16 protein-coding genes are annotated in these 16,873 nt (G+C 45.4%); 4 read left to right on the top strand and 12 right to left on the bottom strand.

The window, feature by feature from the left end; translation table 11 throughout:
* Positions 1-317: 317 nt before the first annotated feature.
* Complete coding sequence (locus tag ACAW75_RS12020; protein ID WP_370728973.1) at positions 318-1,490, bottom strand: tyrosine-type recombinase/integrase; 1,173 nt, start codon at positions 1,488-1,490, stop codon at positions 318-320.
* A gap of 609 nt (positions 1,491-2,099) precedes the next feature.
* Positions 2,100-2,606, bottom strand: coding sequence for a DUF6252 domain-containing protein (locus ACAW75_RS12025; protein WP_370728974.1), 507 nt, complete (start codon positions 2,604-2,606; stop codon positions 2,100-2,102).
* A 435-nt stretch (positions 2,607-3,041) separates the two neighbouring features.
* Between ACAW75_RS12025 and ACAW75_RS12030 the strand changes: the two genes are divergently transcribed.
* The 4 genes from ACAW75_RS12030 to ACAW75_RS12045 all read left to right on the top strand — a co-directional run bounded on the left by ACAW75_RS12030 (position 3,042) and on the right by ACAW75_RS12045 (position 5,876).
* A complete protein-coding gene (locus ACAW75_RS12030; protein WP_370728975.1) occupies positions 3,042-3,236 on the top strand; it encodes a helix-turn-helix domain-containing protein in 195 nt (64 codons plus the stop codon).
* A gap of 68 nt (positions 3,237-3,304) precedes the next feature.
* Entirely contained in the window at positions 3,305-4,216 is a 912-nt protein-coding gene (locus tag ACAW75_RS12035) for a DUF8464 domain-containing protein (RefSeq protein ID WP_370728976.1), read from the top strand.
* Between the two features lie 9 nt (positions 4,217-4,225).
* Positions 4,226-4,699 carry a JAB domain-containing protein gene (locus ACAW75_RS12040; protein ID WP_370728977.1) on the top strand — a complete coding sequence of 158 codons (474 nt, stop codon included), beginning with the start codon at positions 4,226-4,228 and terminating at the stop codon, positions 4,697-4,699.
* A 226-nt stretch (positions 4,700-4,925) separates the two neighbouring features.
* Entirely contained in the window at positions 4,926-5,876 is a 951-nt protein-coding gene (locus ACAW75_RS12045) for an ArdC family protein (protein ID WP_370728978.1), read from the top strand.
* Between the two features lie 67 nt (positions 5,877-5,943).
* Here ACAW75_RS12045 and ACAW75_RS12050 read toward each other — a convergent pair whose 3' ends face one another.
* The 10 genes from ACAW75_RS12050 to ACAW75_RS12095 form a co-directional block, all read right to left on the bottom strand.
* Complete coding sequence (locus ACAW75_RS12050; protein ID WP_370728979.1) at positions 5,944-7,464, bottom strand: peroxidase family protein; 1,521 nt, start codon at positions 7,462-7,464, stop codon at positions 5,944-5,946.
* A gap of 61 nt (positions 7,465-7,525) precedes the next feature.
* Positions 7,526-7,888, bottom strand: a complete 363-nt coding sequence (locus ACAW75_RS12055) for a YegP family protein (protein WP_370728980.1) — start codon at positions 7,886-7,888, stop codon at positions 7,526-7,528.
* Between the two features lie 298 nt (positions 7,889-8,186).
* Positions 8,187-8,651 (bottom strand): hypothetical protein, encoded by a 465-nt coding sequence (locus ACAW75_RS12060; protein ID WP_370728981.1) that lies wholly within the window; start codon positions 8,649-8,651, stop codon positions 8,187-8,189.
* 1 nt (position 8,652) lies between these two features.
* The gene (locus ACAW75_RS12065) at positions 8,653-9,711 is read right to left on the bottom strand and encodes a helix-turn-helix domain-containing protein (RefSeq protein ID WP_370728982.1); all 1,059 of its coding nucleotides are present in this window, start codon (positions 9,709-9,711) and stop codon (positions 8,653-8,655) included.
* 200 nt (positions 9,712-9,911) lie between these two features.
* Positions 9,912-10,316, bottom strand: coding sequence for a hypothetical protein (locus ACAW75_RS12070; protein WP_370728983.1), 405 nt, complete (start codon positions 10,314-10,316; stop codon positions 9,912-9,914).
* Positions 10,294-13,044: a MobF family relaxase gene (mobF, locus tag ACAW75_RS12075; protein ID WP_370728984.1), complete on the bottom strand. Its 2,751-nt coding sequence runs from the start codon at positions 13,042-13,044 to the stop codon at positions 10,294-10,296. The genes ACAW75_RS12070 and mobF overlap by 23 nt, the downstream gene beginning before the upstream one ends.
* Positions 13,045-13,250: 206 nt before the next feature.
* Positions 13,251-14,381, bottom strand: a complete 1,131-nt coding sequence (locus ACAW75_RS12080; RefSeq protein WP_370728985.1) for a hypothetical protein — start codon at positions 14,379-14,381, stop codon at positions 13,251-13,253.
* A gap of 2 nt (positions 14,382-14,383) precedes the next feature.
* Positions 14,384-15,013, bottom strand: coding sequence for a DapH/DapD/GlmU-related protein (locus tag ACAW75_RS12085; RefSeq protein WP_370728986.1), 630 nt, complete (start codon positions 15,011-15,013; stop codon positions 14,384-14,386).
* A gap of 3 nt (positions 15,014-15,016) precedes the next feature.
* Complete coding sequence (locus ACAW75_RS12090) at positions 15,017-15,823, bottom strand: alpha/beta hydrolase (protein WP_370728987.1); 807 nt, start codon at positions 15,821-15,823, stop codon at positions 15,017-15,019.
* Positions 15,816-16,835 (bottom strand): hypothetical protein, encoded by a 1,020-nt coding sequence (locus ACAW75_RS12095; protein WP_370728988.1) that lies wholly within the window; start codon positions 16,833-16,835, stop codon positions 15,816-15,818. The genes ACAW75_RS12090 and ACAW75_RS12095 overlap by 8 nt, the downstream gene beginning before the upstream one ends.
* Between the last annotated feature and the right edge of the window lie 38 nt (positions 16,836-16,873).

Genomic DNA, 16,873 nt, shown 5'->3' on the forward strand with positions numbered 1-16,873 from the left:
GGGGCCAGTTCTGCTCTTTGAGAGCGGCACAACGCCGTCGCAGCAGTTCGTAGTCAGCAGGTGTGTAAGTTGCCATACCTAAAAAAGAAAGCATCTTTATGAACCTACTCACATCTCAATAAGATAAAAATGAGGATAATGAAAATCACAACAAAGCTGCGGTAATATAACAACCTTCTGATTATTAATTTGTGAATTAGATTGAAACGTTTTGGAGTAATTAAACAGAAGGGCCTGTATGTAAATCGATAGTTGGTTCTATCTTTACACAATGATCTCATTGCTAACAGCTAATTATCCGATTGGCACTCTAAGGTTTAGGGAATAATTCGCTTGTGCATCAGTGTGGAAGCCTGATTGACAGCCTCAAGTACCGGATCATTGGACAGCCGGGCATAAATAGCGGTAGACACCTGGCTTTTATGGTTCAACGCTTTGCCGATGATCGGCAGACTGGCCCCACCAATGGCCATATAGCTCCCTAAAGTGCGGCGCAGATCATGCATCCGAATATCAGGAGCTTGCATGCGCTCCCTGATCCGGTCAAACGCTCGTTTAGGGTCTTTCAAATAACCATCGGGGCTTGCGCCAGGAAACACAAACGGAGAGGGTGCGTCAGTTTCTTTATTCGTGGCGTCCCGTCTCCGTAAAATGGCTAAGGCTAGTTCGGAGAGTGGCACAATATTCACGTCCCTGTTTTTAGTCTGCGTTTCGCCAATACGCCAACGTCTGAGATCAAGGTTCAGATCCGACCATGCCATCGAGAGGACGTTTGATTTCCGCGCACCGGTATACAATAGCAGCCGGAAAAAATCCTTGAATAAATTATCTTCCTGCTCTAAAGCTGCATAAAATGCGTCCAGTTCGTCAAAGCTTAGAAACCGGTCACGGCTAACGGATTTATACTTGCGCAGGCCGATACACGGGTTTGCTGATTGGATGTATTTCTCCCGAACACCGAAATTAAATACGGCACTGATGATGTTGATCAGCCTATTGGCAGTCGAACCGGCATAGCGTTGCCCTAGTTTCGTATGAAAATTACGAATGTGTTCCGGGGTAATCTTGTCAGCTTTCAATTGGCCCAATACCGGAAAGACTTGACAGGCCATCATTTTCTTGTTGGCGTCAGGTCGTTTCGTAAATTTTAGGGCATGATGCGTGTAATATAGATCGTATAATTCTAAGAACGTCATCGCCTGTCGTGCAGCAACCCGGTCTTTGTGCGGGTTTTGTCCCAAAGCGATCAGGGCCATTAATCGCTTAGCTTCCGTCCGGGCCTGCTCAATGGTGAGATCAGGATACCGACCAATTTTGATCCGTTCGGGCGAGTGATCAATCTTTCGATAAACTATGAATGTCTTTATGCCAGACGGATAAACAGCCAGTTGCAGGCCGGGAATTTTATGATCTGCAACGTGATAGCGTGACGCACGTGGCGGGAGTGCATCTATAGAATCTTTTCGGAATTGGAAATGAGAAGTAGACATAAGATTGGCCTCCAGTGCTACCCTAGTGCTACCGACAGGGTTAATATCAGTATATATCGGTTCGTCTTGTTTGCAAGCTATTTTGATAAATATCAAAGACTAAATACGACCATTAAAGACCGATAATTAACCATAAATCATCTTCACACGGGAGAGGTCACAGGTTCAATCCCTGTTACGCCCACCATATTTCAAGCACTTAATTAGTAGGCCACACCAAAATTATTTCCAGTTCTACCGCAGTTCTACCGCAAAAATTAATGTTGAATTTATAGTTATTGGTTTAGGTCTGAACGCTCCGTGTAAGGACAAAGCGATTGTCGAATACACGCTCAAGGATATAAACAAGCCAATCAGAATTTCTGAATATCGACTGACGGAAAGCATTCCAGATAACTTGAAAGGCACTCTGCCAACGCTTGAAGATCTAGAACGTGAGTTGCAAAAGAAAGAATATAGGAGGGGCTCTTCTCATGGAGCCCGTTCAACAATTCCCCTAATGGGGTGGTTGTGTCGCATAAGCAGATTCCCCCAGCGAAAGAGCCGACTCGTTCGACCGCCTTCCGCTGGGGGAATCTGTATAAAAAGCGACCCTTAAACGCCAGTTGGCTACTTAAAGGCCACGTTGAAACTGCCTTCGGTCAACGTGCCTTTGTACAGGCGCGAGGCATCATAGGCGGTAAAACTAAACGTACCAATCACGTTGGTGGCCGTTTTTTTAAGAATGGTCACCGTGCCCGTGCCCTCATTGCGGGTCGAGTAATCATATTGGTTCACCGTGATGATGCCCATGTTGACCTTGTCAATGGGAAAGGTGCCTTCACCCACCGTTTTTGGTAAGAGCAGGGCCACCAAATTACTCGTTTTACTGTCGAGCCCGTAGATGCCGAAGTAGGTCTCATCGCCGGGAGAGGTGGTGAGGGCATAATTTAAGTCAGGTGTATAGAGATTCCCTTCAACTTTAACCCGAAACCCAGCAGCGATCTGAGTAGCTGACTGAGTTGGGGTTTGGGGGGTGCCTTGAGCGGGCGTCACATCGTCAGACTTTTTGCTGCATGAGCAAAGGCAAAGGGTAGCACAAACCGTGGAGAGGATAAGAAGATTAGCCGTTTTCATGACCGAGATGTAGTTGTTTTTTGTTTTTGTTTGGATTGATGACTCAAAGCTACATCAAGCCAAAGGGGGTCATAAGGCCTACTATACAGCGGGTGGGTTTGACTTCAAAACCGGGGGAAATGAGGGCAAAAGTGGTGATTGGGATCATCAACGAGCCTGGCCTAGTTGATGAAGTTTTATCCCGGCATCTTGGCCATCACCCACCGTAAACGCCCGTTTGGACTGTTCCACCGCGATTTTACAAACGTATGACGGTGGTCATGCGGGCGTAAAATCAATCTGTTCCGGCTGAGCCAACATTCAATCAGGCTCTATTGGATTATCCCTCATTAACAGGATCAGATTCCTATTGTATTTGCCGTGTTATGGGCATATACTGAATATATTCCTATCATACCATCCTATGGTTGGCGTATCCGTCAGAGGAGGCACCTAATGACCCAGAATAACAATAATGAACCGCTGCTTGACCGCAAAACTGCTGCCCGTTATCTCCGCGTTTCCCCTGGCACACTCGCTGTCTGGGCTTGCACGAAACGCTATGACCTCAAATTCATCAAGATTGGCCGCGCTGTCCGCTACCGCAAAGCGGACCTCGATCACTTTATCGAGCAACGCCTGATCCGGTAGGTCCGACCCGGCCTCTGTCGCCGGTAAGCCACACCATCCATTACATTCAATTGCCTGTGGAGACGCCCATGAACATTCATGATGCGAAAGCGATACCGCTTGCCCAAATTCTGGAACGCCTTAATATAAATCCCCGAACGTCCAGCCCTGACAAACAGCTTTATTTGTCGCCCGTGCGCGAAGAGAAGACGCCGAGTTTTTACGTTTATCTCAAAACCAATCGCTGGCATGATTACGGCGATGGACGCGGCGGCGATCCGATTGATTTTGCCCGCGCGTTTCTCAAGTTCACCCGTGAAGCCGACACCACGTCAGACGCGTTGCGCTGGCTGGGTAACATTGGTCTGGGACCATATCAATTTCCATCCATTCCCGTCAGATCGACACAGGAATCCAAAGAGCCGGTCCTAATACTCAAAACCAAAAAAGCCATTCAGCATCTCGGTCTGATCCATTACCTCGACAAGCGTGGCATTCCACTAGCCATTGCACAAGAACATCTCACAGAAATCCACGTCCGCAACAAGACTACGCAGAAAAGCTTTTTCGCCCTAGGCTTTGTCAATGAGGAGGGTGGCCACGAACTGCGTAATCCCTTCTTCAAAGGCTGTCTGGGCGTTAAAGCCATCAGCTTCATAAGGGGCACGGAACCGAAGCCGGATGGCATCCATGTGTTTGAAGGTTTTATGGATTACCTCTCAGCCATCACACAATTAAATGGCAAGGGTTTCAAGGACGATACGATTGTCCTCAACTCACTCGCCTGTCTAAAGCACGCCATTCCATACATTCAGAACTATGGCTATCGCACGGCCTATACTTGGCTCGATAATGATAAGGCCGGAGACACGGCTACCACCGCGTTGCACGAGTTCTTCACGACACAAGCCGACCTTGTTCACAAGACGATGAACCGCATTTATGCGCCGCACAAAGATGTCAATGCGTGGCATATACACAAACCTCATCTGACTTTGTGAGGTGGAACCATGACACAACTCCATCTGCAAAACCTGTTCCAAGTCAACGAAATCGAGATTATCTACCGTAACAAGATCCCGTATCAGGACCGCATTCAGATTACGCAATCCGCTACCGCCTATGAGGTGTTGCGGCAAGCGTTTGACGCGAACCGGATCGAACTAGTCGAGCAGTTTAAAATCCTGCTGCTGGATCAAAAGAACAACTGTCTCAGTCTCTCAGACATTTCCACTGGCGGCATGGCAGCCTGTATTGCTGATCCCAAGATCATCTTTGCCACGGCACTAAAGGCAAAGGCTGTCGGCATTATTCTGGCCCACAACCATCCCAGCGGTAATCTTCAGCCCAGTTCCGCCGATCTGACCTTAACCCGGAAACTGGTAGAGGGTGGCAAGCTGCTGGATATTGCCGTTCTCGATCATCTGATCATCACACCGCACAACTATCTGTCGCTGTCCGATGAAGGGCTGATGCCCCGCTGACCGTGGCTGATTACTGCGTTTCGTGAACAGGCGTTTGTCATCAAATCTGTCCGTGATCGTTCCGTCAGGATGCATCCTGGCGATGTACCCGACGCGCTCATTCCACCAACCACAATATTCGCCAGCGTTTCACGCTTTCCCCGCCCCACCAATATTCTGGCTGGTTCATTCGACTTAACGCCGGGTTTTTCGTCCCCATCATCCTGACCAACGAAAGGACTAAGCGATGACAACACCTACGTCCACAACCACCCGTTTTACAACCGCACCACAGGAGGCATCCTTGACACAATCCAACGCATCCCAAAATGACATCTATGCCCGTATTACCAACAAAATTATCAGCGATCTCGAACAGGGTAATTTGACATGGCGCAAGCCTTGGAACGCTGAACACTTAGCCGGACAGGTGCAACGACCGTTACGCTGGAACGGCATTCCCTATAGCGGTATCAACACGCTGATGCTGTGGGGTACGGCTGCTGAGCAGGGCTATGTCTCGCCGTACTGGATGACCTACAAACAGGCCGTTGAACTCAAGGCCTACGTGCGCAAAGGGGAGAAAGCGACACAGGTGGTTTATGCCGATAAAATCACGCGTGAAGATGAAAATCCCCAGGGCGAAAAGACCACCAGCCAGATCCCGTTCCTGAAATGCTATGCGGTCTTCAATGCCTCACAGATTGACGGCCTGCCAGAGAATTTCTATCCGTCACTCACCCCAGGTATCGTTGATACCAAAGAGCGCAATGCCGAGCTGGAAACCTTTTTTGCGCAGACGAAAGTCGATATTTATACCGGCACCCAAGCATCCTATTCAATCATGACGGACAAGGTACAGATGCCGCCGTTTGAGAGCTTTCAAACCGTCACTGATTACTACGCCGTTTTATCGCACGAGTTGACGCACTGGACCCGTCATCCAACCCGTCTGGATCGTGATCTCGGTCGTAAAACCTACGGTGATGCAGGCTATGCCAAAGAAGAACTGGTGGCTGAACTGGGAGCCTGTTTTCTAGCTGCGGATTTAGGCTTTGAGCCAATGCCCGAACAACAGCATGCTGCCTACATCCAAACGTGGTTGCATGCCTTGCAGGATGACAAGAAGCTGATCTTTACCGCTGCATCACATGCGCAAAAAGCCGTTGAATACATTCATAGTTTGCAACTTTCTTGAGGTATGTCCCTAAAAGAAAAGCCGCTTGACAGCGGCTTTTCTTCATCTCTGCGAAAATCTGTAGTTATCAACTAACACTTGGGATTGCAAACGTCCCAGCAAAGCGAAGCAAATCTACAATTTTATAATCTGCTGGATCTTTTCCATTTAAACCAAATTGTGGCAGCCAATTGGTGTCAACGGCCTCTTTCCCCATAATTGAATCTTTACTGTCCACTAGGATTCGAACAAAAACTTCTGCTACGATCCGCCCGCCAACTGGCCCTAATTGGTTACCCGCTTGCAACACTTCAGCCTCTTTGAGGATGTAATACCACAGCGGCGTCTGCTTCAACAGTAGGTTATCGTTAGCCTGTAGCACGGCTATAACCTGCTGATGCTGGACACCTTGTTCGGGGGTGGGGTTTGCAAAAGGACTGCTCATCAATTGCTCTTCGGTTAACGGCTGCTTTCTCATCCGTTTAGCAACGGCTTGACCGCATGGAACCTGTAGTGCCATTCCGCGCACGAGATTGCGTGCTGAGAGGACCGCAAACATTGAACTGGGGGGAGTGCCAGGAGCCGTAGGCAAGTTGCTCATACTCAAGGCAACCCGCGTATCTATTTTTCGCGCTTTATTGGCCGCTTCACGTCCTACTTCACTAAAAAACCCCGACCAATCAATAACCCAGCTATTGGGCACATTACCTCTGATGAAATCGAAAGCATTGAAAAAACCATCGTTAGTAAAGTTCCGATTAAAGCGGTACTGATTACGAATCTGGCTATGACCAAAGCGGTACGCAGCTACCGAAAATTCAACCGGCATGAAAAACCGGCGATATTTTTTATGGCTAAAATATTTCAGCCCTTTATCCAAGACATCACGGATTACGTCCGCTCCAACAATGGTGCGTAGAAAATCATGTATGACAACCCATTGGTAATGGCGACGCACTTCTGTCTGGGCGCGTTGAAACAACTCGTCCGGCCGTAATCCCGGTAATTGCGTACGTAATTGGTCTATAACAGCATTGTGGAAACGCAGCATACTCATGTGAAACTGCGAGACAAATAGGTTTTCGTTGTTGCGCGGATCGCCAATGATGGCGGTTCCTACTGGCGTTCTAGGCACGTCAAATTCGTTGCTCATGTTGCCAACCACAAATTTGATACGCTCAGAGTCGTACATAAAAGGGCTAACCGCCGGACCGTCGCCGTATAAAGCATCCAAGTCGAAGTTAGGTGTGCGGTAATTGGTGAGTTGTCTAGCATCCTGTGCCGTTTCCATTTTGGAATCTACGTCCAGCGTCAGGTCATGATCGACGAACTGACCAAAGTAAGTGTACCCTGAGTCAATTGTGCTAAACTCTGAGGGACTTTCTGCGCTGCTGGTGTCGATCATGCTGCGACCAAGACGCTCCAGCGAATCATGATTTTCCGTGGAAAAGGGCGTAGTCAACGCGCCAGGATACAAGTAGCCGTAATTGTCATCACGACTGTTTTTCTTAAAAGAGGGCGAGAAGCCAAACAATGTTCGCTTGAAGCCATGCGCCAATTGTTGACTTGGCGAGTTAGCATCAAGATTATTTTCACTGGAAGGTTGCATGTTATTGATTATGATTGAAGTGAGAAAGCCGCCTTCTCTTACAGAAGGCGGCTGATCGAACTTAGGCTGCTACGGTGGTCAAATCGACAATTGGAGCCACTGATGCATTCGCTTTGACGGATGCAATACCAACTTCCCGGGCTGCGGATGCCGTATACATTTCGCTGCGACCCAGTGGTTCACCGTTGGAGGCTTCCACCGTGAAGTAAAGGTTGGAAGCTTGCCCTAACCGATTGTAATACTGCTCCTGTGTCGCATACTTTCGCACAGCGGTTACACCATCTAGGCAGTCAGACTTCCGTAAGTACCCCTCACTACTAAAGATGGGTTCGCTATTTTCAGCCCGTAACCGAAAATAAAACTGACCATTAACGGTGCTTTTAAACACCTCAAACTTGCACTTCAAACTTGTGTTTGTAGACATTTTCTTAGACAGATTAACTAAAGAGAGAAAAACTGATCAGCCATTGAAAATCCTATGGCTGGGGCTGTATTTACAGCCTGATGTGCGGGTTCTTTCAGCCTTTAATCAATATTTAGTGAGAAATACAGGTCTACAGCCGACCATACAGTCGGTTTTAGTTGAAACCAAGCCTACAACTTGCGGTCTATTGAAGGAGGGCGTAACTTTGAGGTGTCAAGCTTAGAGTTAGCAAAAGCTGGCTATGCTTTTGTTTCCTTCTTCAGTACCCGTAAGCCAGGTGGTTTCCACCTGGTTTTTTTTATATCAACTCGTTAACGAGTTCGACATCAAGCGTAATCCCCTGAAACGCCAACTCGTGGACTAATTGACTAACCAACCATTGTTTATTGTGCGCTGAAATCATACACATCGGGGCTACATCACGGAGCACTTCATCTTCGCTGATCAGCGTAGAATTTGTCATCTGTGCCAACAACAATGCCGATACAATCCTGATCGTAAACTTTGGCTTGAACTGCCTGAAGAGGGCATACATGCGCGTCATTTGTATGTCATCGAAAGACTTCACACGTAAAAATCCCTGTTTTCTCATGCGCTCGGCAAAACTTTTATCGTGCTGGTTATAAACTGTTTGGGGGTAATTGTAGTCAAAACCGATATCCGATATCAGGAATTGAAGCTGTTCAGGGGAATAGTACTTCAACAAACCAGACCTGACCAGTCTCGCTGCCAAATGAACATCGGTTAGGACTACAGGTCTCATCTTAGAATTCTGATTGTTGTACGTACTGTTCTCTCAATTCGGCTTCGTCCCAGCCTGCAAGCTGAGCGGCCTTGTCGAAGCCAATTCTCTTTTCACTCAAGCAGCGATATAGCATCTGAAGAAATCGTTGCGGCTCCTCTGTGCCTTGGTATTGCCCATGATCTTGATTCGAGTTAGAAGTCTGTTGCCAACCTTGATAAACCTCGGGGGAGATTAGACTAATGACCCGTGCCCGTACCATAATGGCTTGAACTGAGATACCATACAGTTCTTTAATACGTCGGAGTTCAGGCATGACAATAAGAGTTCGATTCCTGCCAAGCTCTGACGCTAATGTATCAGCAGGAAGCAGTACTGCTCCCGCAAAAGCATCACACAACCGCTCGACAACCTCAAGAGTAAGATTGTCTTCAATCATCAGTAGTAGGTGACCTAACTCATGAAGCATTGTGAAACGCACACGTGCTGTATCCTGTTGCCTTGCATTTAATACGATCACTGGAATACGCTTCTGCTCGGCCCAGCCAGAGAGGCCTTCATGCCTGTATGAAAAACCAAAATCAATTTTAATGATGCGGACTCCTTTACGTTCCAGAAAAGTGGAAATGTTGTGAACCGGACCATCTCCCATCTTCCATTGTTTTCGAAGTTCTTTGGCCGCTTTCTCTGCATCTTGTGAGTTGTTGACTTTGATGTTTTCAATCGGATTGATAAATTCAATACAGGCTTTTGCAATCGTTTCCAACTCCAAATAGTCGCTGAGTTTGGCACTGGTTTGCTCTTCAACCGATGTGCGTTGCGTTGTATTTAGTAACATCCCTTCTCTATAGCTTACACTGTTTAGCTCAAACGCGACATTATAACTGTCATAAAACGAGTCTATGTCTGTATCCAAAGCCTTCGCGATGGAAAGTAACGTTTGGCTGTCAGGATGGCGTTGTCCGCTTTCATACAAGCTAATTGACTGCTTCGTGCAGCCGACCATCCGAGCTAGTTCTTCCATGGTCAATCCACGAGCTTGGCGGATCCGCGTAAGGTTAGTGCCGACGGAGGTGATCATGTTATTGTTAGGTTCATGTTGACAAATATACAAAAATAACTTTAGTCAACAGTCTCTACCAAGATTTTTTTGACGGTGTCCATTACGTCTTCATAGGGTCAGGCTCGTTGCTGATTTCTTGGATTTATTGTGAGTAGGGCAGCTTACGTTAAGTGGGACTCATTGTATGAGCGGTCAAAACAGATGGTCTAAATCCCTGTTTAATCCGCTTTCCCCTCGATTAGAATATCAACGACGACGGGTATGTTTAACTCAGCAATGAGAGTATAGCGTTGATCAATGGCCATGACGGTCCGTGGCAGATGATCAAGAAAGGCCATAAACAGGGTTTCCAACATGTAACCATAGAGATTGATGCTGTATGATGAGAAATCAAGCTTAATCACACTCTGTTTCGTGTTCATGTTAAACTCTGCTGCTACCAGATACGCGTAATTGAAAAACGCCTTGCGCCCGTCCAGCCAGACGAAACAGAGGTTGCGGACAGAACTTTCATCTGAATGAAGTTCAATCACACTGGTTGAGGGATCAACCGGACGGTCTAATTCCAACCGGTCTTGCACCGGTTCCTCGAAGTTGGCTTTAAAGTCTTGGACGTGGTGCATGGGTCTGCCCCTTTCGCTGGATCGGCGGCTTGATCGGGGCAGGTGGTACCTTAACTGGTTTAGCCGTTGGTTGCATGTTACGGACTAGGTGTTCCGCTGTTCGCCGGGTGGCTTTTTTGCGTTTCAAGAGTTCCAATGCGGAAAGCCTATTACCTGTTTCCGCTGCCCGCCCCAGCAATCCCGCTGCGTCATCCGTATAGATATGCACCCGATCCCGCGCACGTGAGACCGAGACGTAAAACTGATTCAGGTTGGTTGCCGCAAACGTCGAGGCCGGTTGGGCAATAAACACCTCATCGACGGTTTTACCTTGTGCGGCATGAGAGGTGATGCAATGCGCATAGGCCAGATGGCCAAAATTGTTTGGCAATGTGTAGCTGACCTTGCTGATCGTGTTTTTTAGACGGATCGTTCCAGTTGGTTCGACAGCGACGACCTCCAACAATTGGCCGTTGTTCAATCTCCGTTTTGTGGCATCCAATCCGTTGCGGGTAATGCGGATGCTATCGCCCTTGGCTAAGTTGATCTCGCGTGGCTGATACACCTCGAACGCCGCCATGTGTTTGAGCGGTAACGTGTTTATCTGTCCTTGACCGTTAGCCAGCATTACTTGGCTTTGTTCAATAGAGGTGACCGACCATTGCTCACCCCGCTTGATACCGGTTACGTTCTGATTGAACTGAATGATCTGGCCGGGCTGGTAATTCCGCGCGTCGCTTTTTTCGGCTTGGGTCAGATAGCGATTGACCAATTGCGCAGCAGCAGTCTCTTTCTTTCCGATCTGGCCAGCCTGGCGCAGTTTATGACGGATAGCGTGTGTGACCCGGTCGCCCTCATGGTGGGTCGGTGCGATCACGATGGCTGTCTTGCCCCGCTTAAGAGCCGTCACATAGTCGGTGGCAAGCGTCATATATGGATTAACCGGATCGACCGGCTTGATAGCCCCCAGCGCGTTGAGTGTGGTAAAGGCCGGCTGCACGTTCCCCTCTGACAGGGCTTGCACGGCCTGCCGGTAGGCCGGGTCACGTTGCCGGAAAATACGACTGACCTCAGCGGATTTAATCCCGGCTACGGTGTTGATAATGCGCAGGGCGTCACCCCGGATGATGGTTGGATGCTGCCGCGTGTCGCCGCTCAGGATAAGCCGAGCATTCTGCCGGATCGCCAATGTCAGCAGAGCTGTCATATCGGCATTGTTCAACAACCCGGCTTCATCGACCCACAATACCCCGTTCGCTAACGCTGCTTGCAGGGCAGGAGACGCTAGCAGGTATGCCACGGTCTCAGCCTCGCTAAACCCTTCGTCGCGCAACACGCCCCGTGCTGCTTGTGCGGTTGGAGCCACCACCGTCACCCGCCGCCCGGTGGCTTCGATCAACCGCACGGCCTCCCGCATCAAAGTGGTTTTCCCTGTACCCGCTTTCCCCCGTATAATCGACACACAATTAGGCGTGGTCAGGACGTGTGCGATAGCGTCACCTTGCTCACCATCGAGAGCCATTGGTGGCATAGTAGCGTAAAGTGGCGGGAACGTACCTTTTCCTTGACTGGCAAGCTTGACCATCTGCTGTTCTTCGGCCAACACCGCTTTGGTGGTGCAGAGCATTTTGGCACCGTCCATTAATTTAAGAATGCGAGTATCGCGCTCAAAACTGTCGGTGATTTGACCGACCGTCACGTTTGGTTGGCCCAGACTGTGCCGGTAGGCGGTTTCGAGAATACGCCGGTCTTGCATCACAGAGGCCCGTTCAAACCGCACCGCAAGGGCATGGTCAACGCATTGGTCGGGCGTGAGAAATGGTATGTGCTGCGCTGGTGCATAGCGAATAAGTTGATCGCCTTCACCCTTATCCGTCAGGCCCAGGCTTGTGATCTGCTTGCGCCACTCAGCTTTCAGTTCGGTCATGGTCAACCCTTTTTGCTTTTTAGCACGGGTTCGGGCACCCAATTGATCGAGTGTGGCAGGGTCGGTGATACCAAGGTCTTTAGCGATTTGACCGATTTCGTTGGTGCGCTTGGAGAATAACGCCACGATATGCGGCGGCACCCCTTCGATTTCAAAGGCAGTAGCGGTGCGCCGGATGCGATAACCTAAACCAATCAGCTTGTCCGACAGAATTTTGTGGAACCGGGCCTGGTAATACGGCATATCGCGTTTGATGTCGCGGAACTGCCCGGCCTTAAATTTGTTCTCAACTGCATCAAATGTGACGTTGAATACAAAGCAATGGGCATGCAAATGCGGATCGGGCACGATACCACCTACCGGCCGGGCAGTCTGATGAATAAAGTCGGCCCACAGTAATTCACCCGTGATCCGGTCGTCATCCTGGCCGTTTTTGCGCACCCGTGTTTGGGCATCAGCCTCAAGGTCGCGCATAGTCTCTTGCACACTGTCTTCAAACGCGTTCAACAGATGATCATCAGCCGAAAGCGCATGGAGGATCGAGACGGATTTAGGACAGTGAAAATTGATGTCGTAGCCGACAGTACGGTTAGCCGTTTTACGCTGGGTGAGGGGTTCACCGCTTACTGGATTAATATGCTCACAGAGAGCATGAAACGTATTTTTGGTAGCGGGTCCGTTGATACCAAGGCGAGCGGCCATACGACCACTGAAACAGCCCGGACGTTCCTGGCCATTCAAGTAGTAATCGGCGCGTCGCAACGAGGAGTTGAAATACTCCCTAGCCTGCTTTGGCGAACTGCTTTGAACCATGCGTATCATGCATGATTTTATACAGTAGGAATCAGCACTAGGTGGTCAGCGGTTCAGTTTGTTAAGCATGGTTAGGGAAGACTAAGCTGGTGCCAAAAAACGTAACTTACTAATAGTCAGACTACTAATAATACCTGTCAGACATCTTCCCGAAGCTTAGTATGTGTGAAAAACAAAAAAGATGTACTAATCGATATTATAAATTATCTGTGTACTTATTTATGATCCAATAAATCTTTCTGAAGTGCGTAGTACCAATTAAACCTTTCATGCATTTTATCTTCAACCTTATCACTAATTTGGTCCTCTATAAGTGTCTGTCCCACCTCCATAGCCAAATCCTGTAATAATGCGCCTCCACCTGGTAGGAATGAACTAATTGCCACTCCAAGCCACTTGAATTTTTTCATCTTAGATTTCACTTCCAAGTCATGCAAAAAGACTTTATTCAGGTATTCAAGTAACCACTTTTCAGATATTTCGACATTGTTATTAATACAAAGCAACAATTCACCTCTAAGAGAGTTTACTGCTTTATCGTTTTTAATAAAGCGAACAACTTGTTCTATATTCTTCGGTTTCAATGATGGAACAACCACGTCGAATAGCGTTCTAACTCCTTTAATTAAGCTAGTATTATCTTCACCTGTTTGCTGCCATTGATAAGAATAAAGCTGCTCGTAATAAGCTTTGGAGTCATCCCAGTTTAGTATAGGACTATTTTTTTTACTCCTCAACAAATCATTTATCAACAATTGAGCTAATAACGGTTTGGCTATGTCTTTGATGTACTGTATTTCTTTAATAGAAAAAACTTTTTTATTAGACTCTATTAATTTTAGAAGTTCCGCATATTTGACAAAATTATCACTTTCCCCAATTTGATTTAAATAATTTACTATGGGAAAATAACTAGTATTTAAGAAAGTATTTTCCTGCGAGCCAAAGTTATTATGAAAATCTTGATATGAGTTTTTTATTTGTTTCCATTGTTCTCGCATTATCAAAAGCCATGGCATGTAATTATCAACTAAATGATCGACTTTTTTTAATAATTGCTTCTCATTCTGAGCAACCAGACTTTTTACATTAACAGTTTCAATTAGACCTTCTTCTTGTAGAAGAACCAGGGTTTTTGCCATTGGCAACAAAAACTTCTTTTCTTTCGATAGAACATAATTGAATGCCGCTTCGTCAATGTAATACTTTTCACCTATTAATAAAGATGTGTAGTCTAAGTCAAGCCCGTTGCTTAACTCGCTTGCTATTGGAAATATAGCATGGTCTGGCAGCTTAGAATTTATGAATGGGTTGTGCAACCCGAAAGTAGACAGATAAAATTCCATGATTATTCTTGAAGAAAGATAGGATTATTTCTCAAATCGCCTTTCCATTTACTATAATGTACTATTTTATTAACTCCGCTAGCTATATGATATGGAGGAACACATTTAGTTATGATAGCTCCAGAGCAAATATATGATTTTGGACCAACCTCAAACCCTCCTATGACTTGCGCACCAAATCCAATAAAGCAATCATCATTAATGGTAACAGAAGGTTCAGGAACTTCATGATGATCCCAAGACATTGTACTATCATTATGAGTGTGTACTAAATTCCCAAAAACCTTGCACCTATTTCCAATGATTCCTCGTTCTGGAATTACTCCACCGATAACACAGTCTTCACCAATTATAGCTTCACCTCCAACCATAGCTCTATAAATCAGCAGAGTATTTTTTCCAATAGATACGCTGCTAGACACTTTACAGAATGCATCTATCACAGTGTTTTCGCCTAATGTAACATTCTCTCCTATTATCGCATAAGGACCGATGTATAAACTTTTTGGTAATCTGACCATTGTATTGTCAAGAGTATGTTTTGACACTACACATCCTTGTAAAAATCTTAAAGGAACGCCAATTTTTGCACTTGGGTCAATAAAAAAACGGCCGTTGCTGCTCTTAATCATATATTAAGAAGTTACAATTTGTACAATTCTATGAAAGTTTTCTTGAGTGCGAGGAGAAATACCATCATCATCTCCTTTGTCAGTAAACCCGTGTTCCATATTGTGGAAAGAATGGAATTCTAGATTTTTACTCTTTTCGGAAATTTCTTTCGCGATGTCATAGCTAACCATTCCATCATTATCGCCGTGCATAATATGAATTTCATTTGACAACTTAAGTAAGTGGCTTTCAATATTGATTATTGTCATCTCTGCCACTATTCCCGAATGGATATAAAATGTTTCAGAAATCTTTATAGTTTCTCCATTAATTAGAGTACGCTCGAGGATATTATAAAAGACTTCTTTTCCCCACGGAGTTGTATGATCAATAAAAGTCTTTTGATAATCTAATACCGGAGCTAAAAGAAAAATTTTGTCAATTAATCCATCGCACAAACTGGCTAACTTTATACATGGAAATGCTCCAAAGCTAGAACCAAAAAGATCGACCCTACTAATACCTTTTTTCACTAACCATTTTAACGCAACAATAGAGTCTGTTATTTGCGAAGAAATAGTGAATTCTCTTGGCGAAGCTTGGCTTTCACCATGCCCTCTTAAATCTATCCTCAAAGTAGCAATATTTTTTTCACAAAAGCTTTCTGCCAAGCGAGAATAAAAGTTCAGATAGCCTATCTTATTCGATGACAATCCGTGAAGAAGTAATATGGCTCTCCCCGGAGTATCATATTCATCATTGAACGAATATATTGCCGGAATTGGCATTCCATCGTGTGCATGTAGGGAGACAATTTCTTCTTTATACATAGCAGTTTTGACTTATTTCAGATTTGTAATGTTTAACGAATTGTAAAATGTCATCAGGTGAGAAAGTTGATGTACATATAATAGCATGCTGAAGAACAGAAATAAACTCTAAATCTTTCGTTTTAGCTAGCAGATTCTCTAACCTATCCTTATAATTTTCATATATGTTATGCCAAAAAAATATTTCTTCATTGAAGATATCGCATCTGTTGGCTAATAGCTGTTTAAAACCGGTTATAACCACATCACCAAACTGCTCAAAAGCTATTCTGTTGTAATTTTTCCAAGGTTCATGTACAAGTTGATTCACAAAACCGCAAACATATATATTTATATTAGAGATTAAATTTGAAAATATAAAGCACCAGTCTTCATTATATAGATAGGGGAAAAATCCTGTAATTTTATCCATTTTAAAAAACAAGAAATTGCCTCCAATGGAAACTTTAGAAGGATGTTGATTGATAAATCTCTCTATATGATCGATTGTAGATACGTCTGGGTAATCTAGTACGTAATAACCAACCATATCAGCATAAGAACTCAAACATTTCATTGCTTTAATTATATCAAGCTCCGTAAAAACCATATCATCATCAATAAGGCCTATCACCTCATAGCCTTTTACTCTTGAATCCAATAACGCATAATTTCTTTTCAAAGGTAAATCATAATCATCCATAAAAGCCAGAGAAGGGTTTTTTGAAGATTTAATAGATTTCAGCCTTTCAAATGAAATTACACTCTCAACATTGGATACAATCCTAACATTGTTTGGACTAAAATTAATAATCCAATCAGGCACAAAGCCAGAAAAAATAATTACAATCTCATTCGCATATTTAGATACTTTTTCAACAACCTTTAACAGATTTTCTCTCAAACCTAATGAAGGTATATAAATAGCATCAAATTGATGCTCATTCTGGGCATCAAGCTGTACTTCGGAAAAATCTATTTTGAACGAGATAGAATCATTTATAACTGCATCATTAAATAATTCTCTTTTCATTTTGAGGTATTTTATAACGTTGACCTAAGTGAAAAATC

The sequence above is a fragment of the Fibrella arboris genome (genome assembly GCF_041321095.1).
GTDB lineage: Bacteria > Bacteroidota > Bacteroidia > Cytophagales > Spirosomataceae > Fibrella > Fibrella arboris.

What these genes read in the sequence shown, in the direction of transcription:
- ACAW75_RS12020 (WP_370728973.1), bottom strand. Translation starts at nt 1,490, where the DNA reads ATGTCTACTTCTCATTTCCAATTCCGAAAAGATTCTATAGATGCACTC.
- ACAW75_RS12025 (WP_370728974.1), bottom strand. Translation starts at nt 2,606, where the DNA reads ATGAAAACGGCTAATCTTCTTATCCTCTCCACGGTTTGTGCTACCCTT.
- ACAW75_RS12030 (WP_370728975.1), top strand. Translation starts at nt 3,042, where the DNA reads ATGACCCAGAATAACAATAATGAACCGCTGCTTGACCGCAAAACTGCT.
- ACAW75_RS12035 (WP_370728976.1), top strand. Translation starts at nt 3,305, where the DNA reads ATGAACATTCATGATGCGAAAGCGATACCGCTTGCCCAAATTCTGGAA.
- ACAW75_RS12040 (WP_370728977.1), top strand. Translation starts at nt 4,226, where the DNA reads ATGACACAACTCCATCTGCAAAACCTGTTCCAAGTCAACGAAATCGAG.
- ACAW75_RS12045 (WP_370728978.1), top strand. Translation starts at nt 4,926, where the DNA reads ATGACAACACCTACGTCCACAACCACCCGTTTTACAACCGCACCACAG.
- ACAW75_RS12050 (WP_370728979.1), bottom strand. Translation starts at nt 7,464, where the DNA reads ATGCAACCTTCCAGTGAAAATAATCTTGATGCTAACTCGCCAAGTCAA.
- ACAW75_RS12055 (WP_370728980.1), bottom strand. Translation starts at nt 7,888, where the DNA reads ATGTCTACAAACACAAGTTTGAAGTGCAAGTTTGAGGTGTTTAAAAGC.
- ACAW75_RS12060 (WP_370728981.1), bottom strand. Translation starts at nt 8,651, where the DNA reads ATGAGACCTGTAGTCCTAACCGATGTTCATTTGGCAGCGAGACTGGTC.
- ACAW75_RS12065 (WP_370728982.1), bottom strand. Translation starts at nt 9,711, where the DNA reads ATGATCACCTCCGTCGGCACTAACCTTACGCGGATCCGCCAAGCTCGT.
- ACAW75_RS12070 (WP_370728983.1), bottom strand. Translation starts at nt 10,316, where the DNA reads ATGCACCACGTCCAAGACTTTAAAGCCAACTTCGAGGAACCGGTGCAA.
- mobF (WP_370728984.1), bottom strand. Translation starts at nt 13,044, where the DNA reads ATGATACGCATGGTTCAAAGCAGTTCGCCAAAGCAGGCTAGGGAGTAT.
- ACAW75_RS12080 (WP_370728985.1), bottom strand. Translation starts at nt 14,381, where the DNA reads ATGGAATTTTATCTGTCTACTTTCGGGTTGCACAACCCATTCATAAAT.
- ACAW75_RS12085 (WP_370728986.1), bottom strand. Translation starts at nt 15,013, where the DNA reads ATGATTAAGAGCAGCAACGGCCGTTTTTTTATTGACCCAAGTGCAAAA.
- ACAW75_RS12090 (WP_370728987.1), bottom strand. Translation starts at nt 15,823, where the DNA reads ATGTATAAAGAAGAAATTGTCTCCCTACATGCACACGATGGAATGCCA.
- ACAW75_RS12095 (WP_370728988.1), bottom strand. Translation starts at nt 16,835, where the DNA reads ATGAAAAGAGAATTATTTAATGATGCAGTTATAAATGATTCTATCTCG.